Origin of the sequence: Fusicatenibacter saccharivorans (genome assembly GCF_015557635.1) — a bacterium.
Classification (GTDB): Bacteria; Bacillota; Clostridia; order Lachnospirales; family Lachnospiraceae; genus Fusicatenibacter; species Fusicatenibacter saccharivorans.
Map to the genome: position 1 here is coordinate 58,302 of NZ_JADNOP010000002.1, position 18,526 is coordinate 76,827.

Here is an 18,526-nt window from a genome sequence, read left to right on the forward strand (position 1 = left end):
GCTCCTCTGTCCGAATCGTTTTACTCATTAAAGGTTACGACTTCCCCGTGTCCCAGATTGTAGGTGATCTCATCCTCAAGCTCCACCTTCACAACCGTTGCAAACGGATGAATACTCATCTCTCCGGCCCAGATCCAGAGCGTTCCCGGAATACCGCTCCATGGAAGTGAACCTGTGTAGGAGAACCGGAGCTCCTCTCCCGTATGCAGAACCGTCACCCTTTTTACCGGTGTTTTAATGCCTTTCACACACAGTGTCTCCTGCGGCTTATCATAGACGAAAAGATACATCGTCTTCTTATCCGCCGAAATCGTGCTTCCGCCGAGGAAATGATTGTAATCCAGTCCTTTTTCTGTTCCAAATACCGCTTCCTCGTGGTCATGAATCCATCCGCCCAGATCCAGAAGAACTTTCTCCTGGCGTTCATCCAGCGTTCCGTCCTCCTTCGGTCCGATATCCAGCAGCATTCTTCCTCCAAGGGTGATACAGTCGCAGAACATGCGCACAATCTGACCGCTGCTCTTGTAATCATTGTCCGATGGACGATATCCCCAGGAATCGTTGATTGTCGTACAGAATTCCCATTCACCTTTCGGTCCGTACAGCGGAATTCCCTGCTCCGGTGTCTCATAATCTCCATAGCCCTGCATTCTCGAATTCAATACAACGTTCGGATTCAGGGTATGCAGATATTCCCTGAATTCCGGCATCTTCCACTGTGCCGCGCTCCGTTCCCAGTCACCATCAAACCATAAAAGATCCACCGTTCCGTAATTTGACATCAGTTCTTTTAACTGATGATTGTTGAATTCCAGAAACTCCTGCCATTTCTCCGGCTCCTCCTCTTTTCCGGCCGGGGAACCATAGATATCGTTCAGACAGTCTTCTTTTTTCATTCCTTCCGGGTAAACCGTGCGGTACCGCGGATCCGACCAGTCGATCAGCGAATAATAAAGGCCGACCTTCAGACCTGCCTCACGCATGGCAGCTGTATACTCTTTTACCAGGTCGCGCGCTGCCGGTGTTTTCTTCACAACACTTAAATCACTGTATCCGGTATCAAACAGTGCCACGCCGTCATGGTGCTTCGCTGTCATAACCACGTACTGCGCACCTGCTTTTTGAAACAGCTCCGCCCATTTTTTCGCATCAAACTTCGATGCTGTAAAGCCTTCACACTGTTTCATGTAATCTTCATAAGAAATATTTCCGTTGTGGAACGACCATGACTCTGACACATCACCCACCGCATAAATCCCATAATGGATAAAAATGCCCAGCTTCGCGTTCCGAAACCAGTCCTGCATCATCTCTTCCAGCTCCTCCTTTTTTTGTACTCCCGGATTAAAAGACTCCGGGCATAGCTTTTTTATCCGATCTAATTACCCCTTTATTGTTTCTTCCCATTATATCAGTTCTTGCCCAAAAAGAAAGGCATATTACCGTTTTACACTGTAATATGCCTTTTTTCACGCCACAGGAAATATCGTTACCTTTTCCTGTTTATTTCGCGATTTCCTCGATACCCTGAGTTGCTACCCAGTCCTCAAGTCCCAGAGAGTACATACCATCTACATAAGCCTGCCAGTCAGCATCGTTGTCAATGTCAAGCTCGCCGCATACGAACTGCGCCTGCTGCTGCTCAAAGAAATCTTTGATTGCTGTGTTCGTATCAGAGAAGGTATCAATTTTATCCAAGTCAATCCAGTAGGACGGAATAATTTCTTTGGTCAGATTTGCCTCATAAGCTTCCTCTGTTGCTTTTTTCTCATCATACATCGGATGCTCTTCTACAAACTCGAAGTCTACCGGCAGATATTTCGGCAGAGACTGCGGCCACAGATTGCCCCAGGAATATTTTTCCTGATCTTCCTCAGACAGTGTGGTGGTGTCAATCGCATGGTATCCGTCATCCTCTTTGTTTACAATCACACCAACCGGTCCTCTGTTGCAGCCGATGCCGTTCTCCAGTGCGAATGCATTGTCAAACCAGCGGCAGATGATTTCCGGATGCTCTGCCTTGTTTGTGATGACAGCCTGGGTTCTGTATACGCTGAAGCCTTCCGTATCGCGCAGCCAGATTCCGTCTTTGTCTGTGTTCAGAACAGGCATGGAGTCGAAATCGCCTCTTTCCTCTGCAGCCGGGATTCCGGTAAACTCGTTGCTTCCGTATGCGATGGAAACGCCGTACAGGTCCTGATTTCCTTTACCTTCCCATGTGGAGCTGTCCTGTGTGTAAAGCTCTACGTCTACGAGTCCTTCTGCATACAGTTTGTGGAACCAGGAAAGGAACTCACGGTATGTATCGCTGACACCGCCGTAAACAACCTTTTCATTCTGGATTGCAATACCAAGTTTGTTCATCGGAAGTCCGAAGTAACCGGCCATAGCCTCGATATGTTTGTTGTTCGGGTCGGTAGAGAACGGGATTTCATCGGAAGCGTCACCGTTGCCGTTTGCATCCTGCTCTTTGAAGGCTTTCAAGACTGCCTCAAACTCGTCTGTAGTGGTCGGCATGCTCATGCCAACATTCTCCAGCCATTTCGTATTGATGTATGGGCTGTATCCAACGGTTGTATCGGTACATACGTACGGAATTGTGTAGATGTGTCCGTCCGGTGCTGTCATTTTTTCTCTTACACCCGGCAGATCCAGGATCGCAGAAATGTTCGGGCAATATTTCTCAAAATAATCTTCCAGCGGAATGAATACGCCCTGGTTTACACCATAGGTGAGGATTGCATTATCGCTTAAGGTCCATCCGCCGATCACATCCGCGTAATCTCCGGAGTTCAGATCCAGATTCAGTCTCTCCGTTGCTGTTTCGTATGGATAAATTTTCAGGTCAACGTCTACATTGGTCTGTTTTTTGAACTCATCGAGCGTGATAAACTCGCCGGATTCGCTGGAATCATCGCAGAAGATGGAGAAGGTGTAATCTCCCTCGTCTACCAGCGGAAGACCTTCCTGATACATAATGCCGTTTACTTTTCCGTCCTCATCCACGGTGTCGTTTGCTGCGGATGCTGCGGATGCTGCAGAAGCACTCTTTGCCGAGCTGCTTCCATTATCACTTCCACATCCGGTAAACATAGATGCCACCATTACTGCAGTTAAAACTGCTGCGACTGCTTTTCTTTTCATGATTTTTCCCTCCTGTGTTGTTCCGGCGGCATTTTCCCGCCGGAAGCGCTTTTGCCTGTCCGTTGTCCGGACCCTTTATTTACATACCGCCGTTTCCCGTGCGGCAGATAAATCGTTAAAAAAACTTCTTCTTGTAAATCAACCCTTCATGGATCCGATCATAACACCCTTTACAAAGTGCTTCTGCACCAGTGGGTACATAACCAGAACCGGGATACTGCTGATGATGATCAGCGAGTATTTCATAACGTCGATCAGCTGCTGTTTTTCCTGCAGTGCTGCTCTTGCTGCCGCAGTTGTTGCTGTCTGGGACAGCGCGGTCTGGTTTGTGATCAGGATGTTACGCAGAACCAGCTGCAACGGATACTTTGCTTTGTCCGAAATATAAACGAGTGCTGAGAAGTATGAGTTCCAGTGGCCGACACCATAGTACAGAACCAGAATTGCGATGATCGCTTTGGAAAGCGGAAGTGCAATCTGGAAAAAGAATCTCGCCTGGGTACAGCCGTCAATTTCAGCTGCCTCATACAGCTCTTCCGAAATGTTCGACTTGAAGAAGGTTCTTGCCACGATCATGTTGTATACGCTTAAGCATCCTGGAAGAATCAGTGCCCAGATCGTGTTCAGCATCTGCAGTCTCTGAATAACCAGATAGGTAGGGATCAGACCGCCGCCGAAGAACATGGTGATCAGGTAAAAAATGGTGATCGGTTTCTTTCCGGAGAAATTGCTTCTGGAAAGTGCATACGATGTCGGAAGCGTTACGATCAGGTTGACCATAACACCGCAGAAGGTGATGATCAGGGAGTTTAAAAAGCCTCTCATAACCTGGTCGTTTTTAAATACTTCTGCGTAGCCTTTCAGGGTAAATCCGATCGGGTGAAGCAGTACTTTACCACTCGATACGGCGCTTGGCGCACTGATGGATGAAATGATAACCCAGTACAGCGGATATGCCACAACAAACAGAACCAGCGTCAGGATAATGAAGCAGGCTGCGTCAAAAACGACGTCCTCTTTGCAGCGTTTTATTTTCTTTTTTGTCACTGCGGTATTTTCTTTACTCATGTTTTTGTTTCCTCCTACCACAGGCTGTTGCCCGAAAGTTTATCAGATATCGTATTGACAATGATCAGCATAACCATGTTTACGATGGTGTTGAACAGACCGATTGCTGAAGAATACGACATATCGTTGTTGATCAGACCGACCTTATAGACGTAGGTGGAAATGATCTCGGATACACTGGCATTCAGGTTGTTCTGCAGAAGGAAGGCTTTTTCGAAGCCGACGGAAAGAATGCTTCCGCAGTTCATAATCAGAAGAATGGTCGCGGTCGGCATGATCAGCGGAAGGTCGATGTGACGGATCAGCTGTAATTTCGTTGCGCCGTCTACCTTTGCCGCCTCATGCAGCTCCGGGCTGATGCCGGCGAGTGCTGCGAAGTAAATAACAGAGCTCCATCCTGTACTCTGCCATACGCCGGTCCACACATAAATGTGTCTCCAGTAGGCTTTTTTCGCCATGAAGTTGACCGCCGGAATTCCGATTGCTTCCAGTACGTGGTTGATAACACCGACGGACGGAGACAGGAACAGAATGATCATACCGCACATAACTACGGTAGAAATGAAGTTCGGCGCGTAGGTGACGGTCTGGATCACTTTCCGGTATCTCTTATGGCGGAAGGAGTTCAGCATCAGTGCCAGGATGATCGGAATCGGGAATGATACGACCAGTCCGTACAGACTCAGGATCAACGTGTTCTTGATGGTGGATGCAAAGTATGGAGAGTTGAAGAATCTCTCAAAGTAGTACATGCCTACCCACGGGCTCTTAGTGATTCCGGCCGTCGCATTGAAGCGGCGGAACGCGATCTGTACACCGTACATCGGAATGTAGCTGAAGATGAAGGTCAGGATCACACCCGGAACACAGAAAAGCCAAAGCGAGATGTCTCTCTTGAAGGCTCGGATGGTCCGGCCTTTCTTCTTTGCTTTTGTTGGTTTCTCTTTCATTTCTCTCTTTTCCTCCTTTTTAAAGGTTTCGTGTCTTCCTTGATTGCCGCATTTCCGGTCGTGAACATTTTGAACATTTTGCTTTCGCATCATCCTCGCATGCTGCTTCTTTTTTGTGCAACTGCCACAATCAAATCTGTGATTCAAGATTTATCCAACACTGTTTTGTTGAATTTATTTTACCTTTTGTTACCTTATTTGTCAACCATTAATTGAATATATATACCAGTTTGTTACTTTTACGCAATTTAAGCAGGCGTTTTTTAAGCACTTTTCCTATATTTCGACGCGTTTTTCGGTTTTTCTGTCCCTTGCGGCCGTGATCCATGTTATCTTTTTTCGTATTTTCGTCCATTTCAAAGAAACAAAAATGGAGAAAATACGTCGTTTTGTTTCGCAACATATTTTCTCCCTTTGTTCAGTTTTGTTACTTTTTATATTATCTTCCGTCAAACCTTACATTTCAGTTACATTTCCGCTCCACCATTTCTCTGCTCCATCCTCGAGCATCAGCTCATAGTCATGGCAGATCACTTCCGGTTTTCCCGGAATCTGGACAAAGTTCATCTCCTCTTTGGAAAGCTGGAACGAAACTTCTTTTTTCTCACCCGGTGCAAGAGAAATTCTGGTAAAAGCTTTCAGCTCTTTGATTCTCGCTACCACACCGCCAGAACGTTTCCGCACATACAGACACGGAACGGAGGTTCCTGCCATGGCACCGGTGTTCTCTACGGTAAACGAAACGGCAGCACCGTTTTCTTCTTTGTTCACGGAAACATCGCTGCACGCAAACGTCGTGTAGGATTTTCCCTCACCGAACGTATGCAGCGGCTGGCTCGTCATATCGCAGTATGCCGGAACGACGGAGGTACGGTAATTGTAGCACACCGGAATCTGACCGGCGTGGCGCGGCATGGATACCGGGAGACGGCCGGACGGATTCGTGGTTCCGTAGAGCATCTCTGCAACGGCCTTGCCGCCCATCGGACCCGGATAAAACGCATACAGAAGGGCATTCGAAGCATTTTCGATATCCTCGATGCAGTATGCTCTTCCTGCGATCACAACGGTTACCATCGGCTTGCCAAGGCGGGCAAGCTCTGCAACCAGTTCTTCCTGTGCTGCCGGGATGTGAACCTTTGCGGTGTCCATTCCCTCGCCGCAGTCCATCGAACGGCTGCCGGTTCCCTTGGATGCTGCACCGTTTGCATCGAACACAGCTCCGCCGAAACGGGAAGAAGAACCGCCGACAACAGCTACGATCACATCGCTCTTTGCTGCAAGTGCCAGTGCTTTTGCTTTCTCGTCCTCGTCAGCCTCTGAAAATTCACTTCCCATTGCATAGGAAACTTCCACGCCCTCCGGCGCTTCCTGTTTCATGCCCTGAAGGACGGTGACGCACTCGCTTTCCGGAACCGGCGGGGTGTAGTCGCCGAGCATGCAGTAACGGTCTGCTGCGTGATAGCCGATCACAGCTACTTTTTTGTACTTCTTAGCAAGCGGCAGCACACTCTCCTCGTTTTTCAGAAGAACAGCGGACTCCCGTGCCAGGGAAAGAGATACTTCCGGGATCCCGGCTTCTTCCGGGGTGAGCATGTTTTCTTCCATATAAGGATGTTCAAACAGACCCTTTTCAAATTTCAGCTTCAGAACTTTGAGAACAGACTCGTCGATCTCGCTCTCATCGAGAAGTCCCTGCTCTACGGCCTCGCCGAGACGGCTGAACGCTTCATCCCAGAGGCTCACATCCACACCGGCTTTTCTCGCTGCAACGCCTGCATGCAGAGTATCACCCTCGGTATTCTTAAGGAAATCTACAGCCAAACCATCTGCCATCACAATGCCGTCAAAGCCCATCTCGCCGCGCAGAACATCGCGGAGCAGCCATGCGTTTCTGTGGCAGTACACGCCGTCGATCTCGTTGTATGCCGCCATGATGCCTTCCACGCCTGCTTCACAGCACGCTTTTGCAGAAGGAAAATGAATTTCCCGAAGCTCCCGCTCGCCGATTCTTGCAGCACTCGCGTTCACACCTCCGGTTGTCTCGCCCTGTGCGCAGAAGTGTTTTGCCACACTGCCGACACCGGTGGACTGCATACCGGTGACTGCCGCTTTTGCCATGGATGCGGCAAGGCACGGGTCTTCGGAGTAGCACTCCTCACTTCTTCCCCATCTCGGGTCGCGCGCCATATCGAGCGCCGACATCAGCGCCAGATCCACATGACCGCTCTTTAACTGTTTTCCGCATGCCTTGTAGCCTTCGGAAAGAAGTTCCGGGTCGAATGTTGCGCCTGCTGCCAGGTTGACCGGAAGCAGACCGCCGCCGAGCGCCTGATGGCCGTGCGGGCACTCGGTGCTCATCATCATCGGGATGCCGAGGCGGGAATGATCGATCACATATTTCTGTACTATATTATAGGCTTTTGCGGAAAGTTCCAGCACAATGCCGGTCTTCTCATCTTTATCTGCCCACGGATCGGCACGGTACAGGCCGTACAGGACGCCAAGCCCTCCCATGCGCTCTACTTCCTCTTTAAATTCCTCTGTCAGTGTAAACTCCTCACCCTGTCTCTCGTAAATCCGGAATCCGTACAGACGCTGATTTAACTGTCCTACTTTTTCCTGCAGCGTCATTTTTCCGAGCAGGTCTTTTGCGCGCTCTTCCGGGGAAAGGGCCGCATTCTGATATGCTTCCATTGTTTTTGTTTCCTCCTTGTCCTTCTCCTTATTTCAAGTGGCTTTATTGTACCGCATTCTTTTCATTTTGTCCACAGTAAGTTATCTTTCGTTCATTTTTGTTCATTTTAATGTTGAATTTTATTACTTCTGGTGTTATGATACCTTTTGTCGACACGTTTTCCGCGTGTTTTCTAAAAAAGCTTAACAGTAAATATTTGAAAGGGAGATTTTTACTATGAGTACAAACATCACAATTCCGGTTCCGGCAGTCCCGTTCGCACCGCCGGTTTACACCTGCCACCGCGCAAAAAAGCCGTTCGAGTTAGACGGAAACATCAACAAACCATTCTGGGAAGATGCCCCGTATACCGACGAATTTCTCGATATCGAAGGAAGCCACATGCCGCTTCCGCGCTTTGTCACCCGTGCAAAAATGCTCTGGGATGACGAGAACCTTTACGTAGCAGCCGTGCTTGACGGCGATGAAATCTGGGGACACCAGACCGAGCGCGACTCCGTCATTTTCCTCGACAACGATTTTGAAATCTTCGTTGACCCGGATTCTGATACGTACCATTACTATGAGTTCGAAATGAACGTTCTGAACACGGTATGGGATCTGTTTCTTTCCGAGCCATACCGTGACGGCGGAAGCGGCCTCAATGGCTACGACATGCACGGTCTGCGCACCGCTGTTCATGTAGATGGCTCCATCAACGATCCATCCGCAGAAAACAAGTGCTGGAGCGTTGAGGTTGTCATTCCGTTCGCTGCTCTCTATGAGTATCAGAAAGAACGCCGCGCACCGAAAAACGGAGAATTCTACCGTATGAACTTCTCCCGTGTTCAGTGGAAAGTGGACATCAAGGACAACACTTATGTAAAACGTACCAATGAAGCCGGAAACGTTCTCCCGGAGGACAACTGGGTATGGGCTCCGACCGGTGTCATCAACATTCATTACCCGGAACTCTGGTCTTTCGTTTTCTTCTCTGACGACCGCGACGACGCACCGTGTGACATCACGATTCCGGAGGACGAATACCGCAAATGGGAACTCCGCAAGCTGTATTACGCAGAAAACATTCTGTTTGAGACAACCGGTTCCTACAGCGACAGTCTTACCGTCTTACAGGAGACCCTTGCCGCTTACGCTCCAAATGACTTCAACAAAACCGTCAAAGCTCTTGACTACACCATTGAGACCACAAGCCACTCTTACCTGATCACCTGCCCGAGTGCCGACGGAGCACATTTACTCCTTCTGTCTTCCAATGGAAAGGTTGAAAAAGTTACACGTTAAGTGTATAATATGTGTTAGCACTCAAAATTTGTAACAGGATCGGTTTAAACTATGAAAAAAGTAACGTTACAGGAAATCGCGAACTCCCTGGGCATCTCCCGGACTACGGTCTGGAAGGTGTTCAGCGGACACGAAGGCGTCTCCGATTCCCTGCGCACCAAGGTCATCGCCAAAGCCCAGGAACTCGGCTATGCCATCCCGGAGGATTTTCAGTATCCGCAGAGCGCAGAGGAGACCACGCCGGTCAACATTGCAGTTGCCGTCTGCAGACCGGAAACCTCACTTTTCTGGATGACCATCATCCACCAAATTGCAAAAGTATTTTCGACACACAATGTCAATCTCGTTTACACGTATCTTCCGACTTCGGCGGATAAAACGTATTTTCTCCCGCCGACTCTTACAAACGGAAATGTTCACGGCATCATCGTTCTGAATGTGTACAACGAGCGTCTTCTGCGCCTGCTCGCAGAGACACAGATTCCGAAAGTGTTCCTGGACACTTCCTCTCTTGTTGCCCCGGATGAGCTGAACGGCGACCTGCTTCTCATGGAGAGCCGCACCAGTGTCCGCCGCATCACCTGCCATCTGCTCGAGCAGGGACGCACCCTTCCGGGCTTCATCGGTGATATCAGCTACGCACAGTCCAACCGCGAACGATATGAAGGTTTCTGCCAGGCTCTGGCGGATGCCGGTAAAAAGGTGGATTCTTCTCTCTGCCTGACGACACCGCTCGGCATCGATACGTACCGTGAAGAAATCGATACCTTCCTTTCTTCCCTGTCCCGCATGCCGGACGCTTTCGTCTGCGCCAGCGACTACGTTGCCTGCATTCTGATGCAGCTTCTCGAAAAACGGGGCTTACGCGTACCGGAGGACGTTGCAGTATCCGGCTTCGACAACAATACAGAGGATCTTCTGGCAGAACATCTGACGACCGTTCAGGTCTTCAACGAAGAACTCGGCGCACGTCTGGCACTCCAGATTCTGTACCGGATCAAATATCCGAACACGCCGCATGAAATTACGTATCTCGGCACCAACGTGCTGTACCGCGATTCCACCGGTGACTGATTTTATTTTTCATCTGTTTTCAAAAAAGACACCGTCTTCCCTTCCGGGACACGGTGTCTTTTTCTGTTGCTCGGCATATCAACAATTGGTCCAGTGGACCAATTGTGATTTCTATATTTTATTTCTGTTTTCTTACTTCGCGGTGCGGATGCGGATCGTACGGATCTCATACGGCTTGATCGTAAGCTCAATCTCGTTCTCCTTCACACCAAGCGCGCCCTCGATCGGGTTCTCGAGAAGGTCGGTCTCCTCAGCGGATGCAATTGCCTCTGCGCAGTGCAGGGTCACTTTCGTTCTTGCATTCTCCACCTCGTACAGACGAACGATTACGCCGTCGCCGTCCTCTGCCTTCTTCACAGTCTCAAGCACTACGTCGCGTTTGTCTACAGACAGGAATTCCATGCGGTCTTTCTCTGCTGCACCTGCAACTGCTTTTGCCGGTACGTTCAGGTTCAGAGCTTCCTGCTCGGTGCCTGCCTCACGCCATGTTCCTGCGTGCGGATACAGAGAGTAAGTAAAGAAATGCTCTTCCTGGTCTGCGGTCAGGTTCGGCTCAGTTCCGGATTTGATCAGAGTCTGCGTCATCACACGGTTCTTCATGGAATAGCCGTACTTGCAGTCGTTCATCAGGCTGACGCCGTAGCTTCCCTCTGAGATATCAGCCCATTTGTGGCCGCATACTTCGAATCTTGCCTGATCCCAGCTTGTGTTGGTGTGCAGTTTTCTTGTCACATTACCGAACTGGATATCGAAAGTTGCCTCGTCGCTGTGAACGTCTACCGGGAAGTGAACTTTCAGTACATGCTCGGCGAACTTCCAGTCAACGTAGGTTTCGAAGTCGATTCTGCGGTCTTTTGCATAGAAATGGATCTGCTGGCGGATGACGGTGTCCATCACTTCGCGCTCAATTTCCAGTGTTGCGCGGACCGGACCGTTTTCTGTCCACTCCATGCGGCGTACACCCTCCACCTTCCAGGATTTCTCGGTATGGAAGATATCCAGGTTCCATGCGCTGTACTGCAGAGGTTTGTCCTCATAGATACGCAGCTCGTTGCCGGTTGTTCCGCTCTGAAGCACTTCGCGGTCATTCTCTTTATCAAACAAGGAAGTGAATTCACCGTTTGCATCGATCTGGATCGTGTAGAACGGAGTCTCAAGGGTATAGCCCTCTCCAGCTTCTGTTACAGCAAATGGCGTTTCCGCAGCGGCTCCGCTCGTCGGGCGCAGAACCTGATATCCTTTGGACGGCAGGTTTTCTGCATAGACAATGGCTCCGTCTTTCGTCTGCTGTACCGGATATACGGTGGTTCCGTCGGTCATGGCTTCTGCCGCGGTCTCACCGAGTACAACAACGTCGTTTCTTCTGTGGCCGAGAGTGTTCCATACGGTCACGCTCTCGTCTTTTGTTCCGCAGAGTGCTTCCATGCGCTCGCCGATCAGTTTTGCTGATGTCTCCGCAATCTCTGCATATTCTTTCTTCGTCTGCTCATATACCTCATGGATCGAGGAGCCCGGCAGAATATCGTGGAACTGGTTGGTCAGGATCATCTCCCACATGCGGTTCAGTTCTTCGGTCGGGTATGCTTTTCCGGCGTTTTCGGCCAGAACGGACAGAAGCTCTAATTCCATCATCGCGTACTCGCTCTTACGGTTGCCGCGTTTGTTGCGTGCCATCGAGGTGTATGTTCCGCGGTGGAACTCAAAATACAGTTCGCCGATCCAGGTTGGGAGGCGTTTGCTGTCTTTTACCTTCTCATGCAGCTCGTCGAAATACGTTCTCGCAAATGCCTGGCGTACTTTCGGCACACCTTTGATGCCTTTTTCCATACGTTTGGATGTCTCCAGCATTCTTCTGGTCGGGCCGCCGCCGCCGTCTCCGTAGCCGTAGCTGATCAGGATATCGTTGTTGATGTCCTTGTTCTGGTAGCGGTCCCATCCGCCCATGATGGCATCCGGGTGCAGCATTCCGTTGTATGTGGTAAAGAAGCTCGTCTCCGGCTGTCCGACGCCGAGCGTTGTGATCATATGAGTGAATACTTCACTTCCGTCGATGCCTTCCCAGTTCATCGTATCGTACGGCACTTTGTTGAACTCGTTCCATGCCAGTTTGGTCGTCATGAAGTAGTCAATTCCGCATTTTTTCAGAATCTGCGGCATCGCTGCGCTGTATCCGAAGACATCCGGCAGCCACAGGATCTTGTTGTCCACGCCAAACTCTTCTTTGAAAAAGCGTTTTCCGAACAGGAACTGGCGCACGAGGGACTCTCCTGAAGTCAGGTTGCAGTCTGCCTCAACCCACATGCCGCCTTCCGGCTCCCAGCGTCCTTCTTTGACTCTCTGGCGGATTTTCTCGTACACTTCCGGGTGTCTTTCTTTGACAAAGCTGTAGAGCTTCGGCTGGCTCGACATGAAGTGATAGTTCGGATACTCCTCCATCAGTTTTAATACCGTTGCAAAGCTTCGGCAGGATTTCTGACGAACCTGGTCGATCGTCCACAGCCATGCCACATCAATGTGGGTGTGGCCGATGCACGTTGCCACAACTTCGTCCCAGCCGCCCATTTTTTCATAGATCTCTTCCTGGATGCATTTTTCTGCCTCTTCGATGGAAGCGTAGAACTCTTTACTGTATGGCTTGCGCAGGTCCAGCAGATTGATCGTGTTGGTCAGTGCGGTTTCGAGATCCAGACGCGTTTTATTATCCTCGTCCATACGGTTCAGGCCCTGCATCGGAACGATGAGGTCGTAATAGATCTCCTCGATTTTCGCATCATGCTCCTCAAGGTCTGCCAGCAGACGGAACTCGCTGTGCAGCGTTCCGGTGTAGGACTGCAGGTCGAGCTGGATTTTTTCACCGGCCTTTGCGTTTTCTCTTACAAGTACTTCGCGGTGGTTGATATCCATACCCTGGATCACTTCACCGTTTGCAAACAGCAGGAACTGCGGGTTTCTTCCGTCATCCCAGTCGTCCAGTCCTGCATGGACTCTCATCCAGAGATTTTTTCCATCGAAGCTCTCCGGAACGGTGATGGTGGTGCGGAACCAGTAATGTTTGTCCGGTCCGTACCAGCGGTCATTGACCGTATCAAACGATGTCCACGGCTCTTCTGATGCATCGGCCTCTGCCGGTGTGATATAGCATCCGTTTTTCACCTGCATATCGGTGATTTTGATTTTCTGTGAAATCGAAAGTCTTGCCAGTTCCTGACAGATCACGTTCACACGCTCTTTTACAAATTTCATAGTGCCTCCTTATGCTTTCCATGGGGTCATTTTAAAAAAGAAAGTCCACCGGACCTGCAGGCTTCTTTCACCCGTAAGCCTGGCGGACTTGTCGCTTTTTAAGTTATCTTAATAAATCAAAGGCTATTCTCTTTCACATAGTTCAGCAGCTCATCTACGGTTGTGAATGCCATACCGGTTACGGTATCTGCGCATCCGTAGTAGATAGTGATTCTTCCGGTTGCAGCATCGCTTAAGGTCGCACAAGGGAATACAACGTTCGGAACATCACCCATGCACTCGTACTGTGTGAGTGGAGCCATGATGTAGTCTTTGGTTCTGTATTTTACTTTCCACGGCTCGTCGATATCGAGCAGAGCGCATCCCATACGATATACATAGCCGTTGCAGGTTGTGATTACACCGTGGTAGATCAGCAGCCATCCCTCATCTGTCTCGATCGGAACCGGGCCGGCACCGATCTTGGTGCACTGCCATGCGGACTCGTCGCCACGTACCGGACTCATCATGTGGCGGTGTCTTCCCCAGAATTCCATATCCTTACTCTGGCTGACGAAGATATCTCCAAATGGTGTGTGGCCGTTGTCGCTTGGACGGCTCATCATCATGTAGTAGCCGTTGATCTTTCTCGGGAACAGCACGCCGTTACGGTTGAATGGAAGGAATGCGTTCTCAAGCTGAACGAATTTCTTGAAGTCATAGGTGTAAGCAACACCGATGGTCGGGCCGTGATAACCGTTGCACCAGGTTACATAGTATTTGTCGTCAATTTTGCAGACACGCGGATCATAACGATACTCTCTGGTCAGGATCTCCTCGTCAGCGCCCTCGAATTTGATCGGTTCATCCTCGATCTCCCAGTGGATACCGTCTTTACTTCTTCCAACGAAGATGTCCATGCTGATGGAACGGCTGTCGCAGCGGAATACACCTACGTATCCGTCCTCGAACGGTACGACTGCGCTGTTGAAGATACTGTTGGAACGTTTCTGCTCGTAACGGCCGATGATCGGGTTCTGATCATAGCGCCATACCGGCATGTGCTCTCCTGCTGGTTTTTCCTGCCAAGGCATATCCGGCAGATTGTTTCCGATGATTTTACTCATGATTGTTTCCCTCTGTGAAAATTATTTTTTTCTTTCTCTCTTGTCACGCCATACGGACATTTTTGATCTTTCGATCCGATACTTCTATCTTCGTCCATTTCTGCGCAAAAGTCAAGTGTTTTTGTTCACTTTTATGTAAATTTTCGTTTTCTTTGTTACTTTTTATCGTTCATTTATTTTCTATTTGTGTTCATCTTTGTTCACAAATGGATTTTTTCTATTTTTCGTACGGTTTTCTTCCCCGCAGAATGTCGGCATACCAGAATACAATCTCTGAAATGTGGTGCAGATCGCCTTCTTTGCTGATGCTTCTCCAGGACGCTTTATACTTCATAAACCAGGTTTCCAGCCGTCCCGCAAGTGCCGCGCAGGCTGTCTCATCCTTTTCTTTTCCAAGCTCAATGTCACACATTCTCGCGCCCGTCTCATTCCAGATGTCAATCGCTTCCATCGTGAGTTCCAGCACCGGAACCATTGGACGGCAGGATTCTTCCAGAGCACCGGCTGTCTTTTTCAGTTCTTTTTTCAGAGCCGCAATTGTTTCCTTTGCAGCTGCACGCTTCGCCTCATCCTGGATTCTCGCGTCAAACAGCGCATTCCGGTTGTTCGGATGACCGAGCACTTTTTCCTCGTAAACGACGTTGGCATCCCACCAGTCAAAGATGGAGCATTCTGCCGTTTTTGCCATATAGGAAACGAATTTTCCGCTCCGGTCGCCGTAGGCCAGACGGGAAATCTGTTCATTCAGCTCCTCAAAGCTGTCGGTATCGTCTCCCCAGGAGAAGACGGCTCCATAGATCATGCCAGGAAGGGAAAAGTCCGGCTGATTGATGTGGCCGCAGTCACCCCAGTCTGTGTTCAGAACACCTTCCGCATGGTATTTTCTCGCATAGCCGCACATCCGTGCGATATTTTTGTAGCTGTTCTCCACCAGGTTCATCCACTGGTTCCAGCCGCCGACCCCAGGACAGAGATACTGTCTTGCACCAGCTTCCGCCATCACTTTTGCCTCATGCTCTCTCTGCTCGGCTGCATAGCCCCAGGTCAGGCAGACGGTTTCCTCTGGCAGCTCTTTGATCAGCTCCGGCTGTGCGCAGATGATATCGCCCCAGAACATCGGCTTTTTGCCTTTTGCCACGAGAAACTCGCAGAGCTCTTTTACATAGTCGATATACAGGCGGTGAACGCCTTTCTCGTCTGCCAGCGGTTTCGATTTTCCTTTTCCAAGGTCGAACGTTTCGTCCGCGCAGATGTTGAATTTATCCGTGGCAAAAAGCGCCATGTACTCCTCGATCATGGCCTTGATCAGCTCGATCGCTCTGCCGCCGGAGACATCCACCGTGTGATGCTGCATCCGGTCCCAGAAGGAAAACGGCTCTTTCCAGCTGTCTGGGAATTCACAGAGGTCGCCATAGCTCTTTGTGGAGAGCAGCATGTACAGATGGCCGAACGTTGCGATCGACGGCACCAATTCGATATGAAGCTTTGCGCAGTACGCATCCAGCTCGCGGATTTCCTCTGCCGTAAGCGGCGTCTCATCGCGCCACATCTCGGAAAGTCCGGAGAACAGATACGTGTGCTCCACATAGAGCTGCAGCTGGTTCAGCTTGTAGTACGCCATGCGGTCTGCCACCTGTTTTAAATAGGAAAGTGTCAGCACACGGCCTCTCGTCTCATCGAGATAATAGCCGCGCACCGGCAGATCCGGCTCATCCTCGATCCGCACGGCAGGAAGCAGTGCACCGTATTCGTGCATCATCTGGCACAGCGTCTGCACACCGTAGAGCACGCCGGCTCCGTCTCCGCCCTGGATGCGGATTTCCTCCTCTGTCACCTGCAGCACATACTGCTGGCTTTTCCTTGTCTCATCCAGTTCCAGTACAATCGCGCCGGTCTCTTTTCTTCCCGGAACGCCGTATCCGATATCGTACTGCATTCCGGTTTCCTTTTTGATTCCCTTCTGCAGCACTTTCGCATACGTATCCCCATTTCCCAGCAGTCTGCCATCCAGTACAATTCTGCCGTCATAGCAGAGTGCATGTTCCCCCGTCAGGAGTTTTACCTCTTTTGGTTTTGGTAAAAATTTCATTTTCCTTCTCCTCTTGTTTTTTGTTTTCTTTGTAACCATAGAACTTTCACTGAACGTTAAGTAACATTTTGAAACCACTTTTCTCTTCTCCCCCATCCTACCATATTTTTTCCACATATTCCACAATAATTTGTAATTTTCTTCAATTTTTTTCAAAATTTCTTCCTGTTCTGCTCTTTTATATGTAAAGTAACTTTTGTTTCCCATTTTCATTCCGGAACAAAATCTGTTTTTTCGGATGAATGCGATCATCGGCTTTACCGCTCTGGCTGCCGCCCACGTCAATCAGCCGGACCAGGTGCAGGAATACCTGAACAAGATTTCCACCTCCGGCCAGCACCTTTTTCCGCCTGAACCAGATTCTGCTGAATCTGCTGAGCAATGCCACGAAATTCACACAGAACGGCGGCACCATCATTGTCCGTATTATTCAGAAACCGTACTATAAAAAAGGGTATGCGCTCTACGAATTCCACGTCCGCGACAACGGCATCGGCATGAGCCGGGAATTCCAGGAGCACCTCTTTGAATCGTTTACACGCGAGGAGACTTCTACGGTCAGCGGCATTCAGGGTACGGGACTTGGCATGGCGATCAACGTCAGCCATATGGTACAGGAAATCGCGATGGAGCTCCTTTCGAACGCCGGATTTTCCGTCAGCCTTGCAGACGACGGCGATGTTGCCGTTGAGACACTCCGCACCGCAGCGCCGGATCAGTTCGATCTGGTGCTGATGGATATTCAGATGCCGAAACTCGACGGATACTCTGCAACGCGCCAGATCCGCACGCTGGACAGCGCCATTGCCAAAGTGCTTGGCTGATTCCCCTTTCTTATCTGCCGGAACCGTGAATTTTCTCTTACTCGAAAAAGAGGAGAAAAAGTTCACGGCTCCGGCAGATTTTTTCTTGCATTCTTTCGGGGAAGTGTGCTAGAGTGAAGATATCATATTTTATAAGAGGTGCTTATTTTGGATATTAATTACGAGTTATATAAGGTTTTCTATTACGTTGCCACCACACTCAGTTTTTCCGAGGCCTCCAAGCTGCTTTTTATCTCGCAGTCGGCGGTCAGCCAGTCGATCAAGGTACTGGAGAAAAAGCTTGGAATCACGCTCTTTATCCGCAGTACAAAGCGCGTGCAGTTAACGCCGGAGGGAGAAACGCTGCTGCGCCACGTAGAGCCTGCGATCAACCTGATTGCGCGCGGTGAAGCACAGATTATGGAAGCGGGAACGCTTGGCGGCGGCCAGCTCCGCATCGGCGCGAGCGACACAATCTGCCGCTATTTCCTTGTTCCGTACCTGAACCGTTTCCACCGCTCCTTTCCGAATGTCCACATCAAGGTGACAAACCAGACTTCGACCCAGTGTGTCGATCTGCTGGAATCCGGCCAGGTGGATTTCATCGTGACCAATTATCCAAACTCGCATCTTTCCAGCCGTCTTCACACGATTCCGATTCATTCGTTCCACGATATCTTCATCGCGAACGGCGAATATTACCCGGAACTGGAAAACAGGCCGGTTCACTTAAAAGAGCTGCTGCAGTACCCGATTCTGATGCTCGACCGCAAGAGTACGACGAGTGAGTTCCTGCACAGCCAGTTTCAGCGGTTCCAGCTCGACCTCGTGCCGGAAATTGAGCTTGGCAGCAACGATCTTCTGATCGACCTGGCGAGTATCGGCCTTGGCATCGCGTTTGTGCCGGACTACTGCCTTGTAAAAGAGACGGCGGCCTTCCAGCTCGACCTCGTGGAGGAGCTTCCGCCGCGCCAGCTTGTCGTTGCCCACAGCTCCCATCTGCCGATCCCGCAGGCGGCAAAAGAGTTCATGAGCATGCTGGAAAAAGGCGCCGAATAACTTTTTCC

The 18,526-nt window shown here is 50.0% G+C and carries 12 protein-coding genes; 4 read left to right on the forward strand and 8 right to left on the reverse strand.

Translation table 11 applies throughout. The features are described from left to right. Positions 1-20: 20 nt before the first annotated feature. The 5 genes from I2G42_RS02210 to I2G42_RS02230 form a co-directional block, all read right to left on the reverse strand. Positions 21-1,373 carry an alpha-L-fucosidase gene (locus I2G42_RS02210; RefSeq protein WP_330589120.1) on the reverse strand — a complete coding sequence of 451 codons (1,353 nt, stop codon included), beginning with the start codon at positions 1,371-1,373 and terminating at the stop codon, positions 21-23. A 130-nt stretch (positions 1,374-1,503) separates the two neighbouring features. Next, complete coding sequence (locus tag I2G42_RS02215) at positions 1,504-3,144, reverse strand: extracellular solute-binding protein (protein WP_195530671.1); 1,641 nt, start codon at positions 3,142-3,144, stop codon at positions 1,504-1,506. A 138-nt stretch (positions 3,145-3,282) separates the two neighbouring features. Continuing rightward, on the reverse strand, positions 3,283-4,212 hold the full coding sequence (locus I2G42_RS02220) for a carbohydrate ABC transporter permease (protein WP_022463175.1): 930 nt from the start codon (positions 4,210-4,212) through the stop codon (positions 3,283-3,285). Between the two features lie 14 nt (positions 4,213-4,226). Further along, entirely contained in the window at positions 4,227-5,162 is a 936-nt protein-coding gene (locus tag I2G42_RS02225; RefSeq protein WP_022463174.1) for an ABC transporter permease, read from the reverse strand. A 456-nt stretch (positions 5,163-5,618) separates the two neighbouring features. After that, on the reverse strand, positions 5,619-7,859 hold the full coding sequence (locus tag I2G42_RS02230) for a glycoside hydrolase family 3 N-terminal domain-containing protein (protein WP_022463172.1): 2,241 nt from the start codon (positions 7,857-7,859) through the stop codon (positions 5,619-5,621). Between the two features lie 217 nt (positions 7,860-8,076). On the opposite strand from I2G42_RS02230, the gene I2G42_RS02235 reads away from it, so the two are divergent. Both I2G42_RS02235 and I2G42_RS02240 read left to right on the forward strand, forming a co-directional pair. Next, positions 8,077-9,144, forward strand: coding sequence for a carbohydrate-binding family 9-like protein (locus I2G42_RS02235; protein WP_022463171.1), 1,068 nt, complete (start codon positions 8,077-8,079; stop codon positions 9,142-9,144). Between the two features lie 51 nt (positions 9,145-9,195). Continuing rightward, positions 9,196-10,218: a LacI family DNA-binding transcriptional regulator gene (locus I2G42_RS02240; RefSeq protein WP_022463170.1), complete on the forward strand. Its 1,023-nt coding sequence runs from the start codon at positions 9,196-9,198 to the stop codon at positions 10,216-10,218. A gap of 132 nt (positions 10,219-10,350) precedes the next feature. Here the strand turns inward: I2G42_RS02240 and I2G42_RS02245 are convergent, their stop codons facing one another. From I2G42_RS02245 to I2G42_RS02255, 3 genes are all read right to left on the reverse strand, one after another. After that, positions 10,351-13,461, reverse strand: coding sequence for an alpha-mannosidase (locus I2G42_RS02245; protein ID WP_022463169.1), 3,111 nt, complete (start codon positions 13,459-13,461; stop codon positions 10,351-10,353). 116 nt (positions 13,462-13,577) lie between these two features. Beyond that, entirely contained in the window at positions 13,578-14,567 is a 990-nt protein-coding gene (locus I2G42_RS02250; protein ID WP_195530672.1) for a glycoside hydrolase family 130 protein, read from the reverse strand. A 217-nt stretch (positions 14,568-14,784) separates the two neighbouring features. After that, on the reverse strand, positions 14,785-16,656 hold the full coding sequence (locus I2G42_RS02255; protein WP_117762250.1) for a beta-N-acetylhexosaminidase: 1,872 nt from the start codon (positions 16,654-16,656) through the stop codon (positions 14,785-14,787). Between the two features lie 374 nt (positions 16,657-17,030). Between I2G42_RS02255 and I2G42_RS02260 the strand changes: the two genes are divergently transcribed. Both I2G42_RS02260 and I2G42_RS02265 read left to right on the forward strand, forming a co-directional pair. After that, positions 17,031-17,480, forward strand: coding sequence for a response regulator (locus I2G42_RS02260; RefSeq protein ID WP_243105447.1), 450 nt, complete (start codon positions 17,031-17,033; stop codon positions 17,478-17,480). A 147-nt stretch (positions 17,481-17,627) separates the two neighbouring features. Further along, positions 17,628-18,518, forward strand: coding sequence for a LysR family transcriptional regulator (locus I2G42_RS02265; protein WP_022463164.1), 891 nt, complete (start codon positions 17,628-17,630; stop codon positions 18,516-18,518). Positions 18,519-18,526: the final 8 nt, after the last annotated feature.

Excerpts from the sequence above, each read along its gene's own strand:
- I2G42_RS02220 (WP_022463175.1), bottom strand. The coding sequence starts at position 4,212 with ATGAGTAAAGAAAATACCGCAGTGACAAAAAAGAAAATAAAACGCTGC.
- I2G42_RS02230 (WP_022463172.1), bottom strand. The coding sequence starts at position 7,859 with ATGGAAGCATATCAGAATGCGGCCCTTTCCCCGGAAGAGCGCGCAAAA.
- I2G42_RS02245 (WP_022463169.1), bottom strand. The coding sequence starts at position 13,461 with ATGAAATTTGTAAAAGAGCGTGTGAACGTGATCTGTCAGGAACTGGCA.
- I2G42_RS02215 (WP_195530671.1), bottom strand. The coding sequence starts at position 3,144 with ATGAAAAGAAAAGCAGTCGCAGCAGTTTTAACTGCAGTAATGGTGGCA.
- I2G42_RS02255 (WP_117762250.1), bottom strand. The coding sequence starts at position 16,656 with ATGAAATTTTTACCAAAACCAAAAGAGGTAAAACTCCTGACGGGGGAA.
- I2G42_RS02250 (WP_195530672.1), bottom strand. The coding sequence starts at position 14,567 with ATGAGTAAAATCATCGGAAACAATCTGCCGGATATGCCTTGGCAGGAA.
- I2G42_RS02240 (WP_022463170.1), top strand. The coding sequence starts at position 9,196 with ATGAAAAAAGTAACGTTACAGGAAATCGCGAACTCCCTGGGCATCTCC.
- I2G42_RS02225 (WP_022463174.1), bottom strand. The coding sequence starts at position 5,162 with ATGAAAGAGAAACCAACAAAAGCAAAGAAGAAAGGCCGGACCATCCGA.
- I2G42_RS02235 (WP_022463171.1), top strand. The coding sequence starts at position 8,077 with ATGAGTACAAACATCACAATTCCGGTTCCGGCAGTCCCGTTCGCACCG.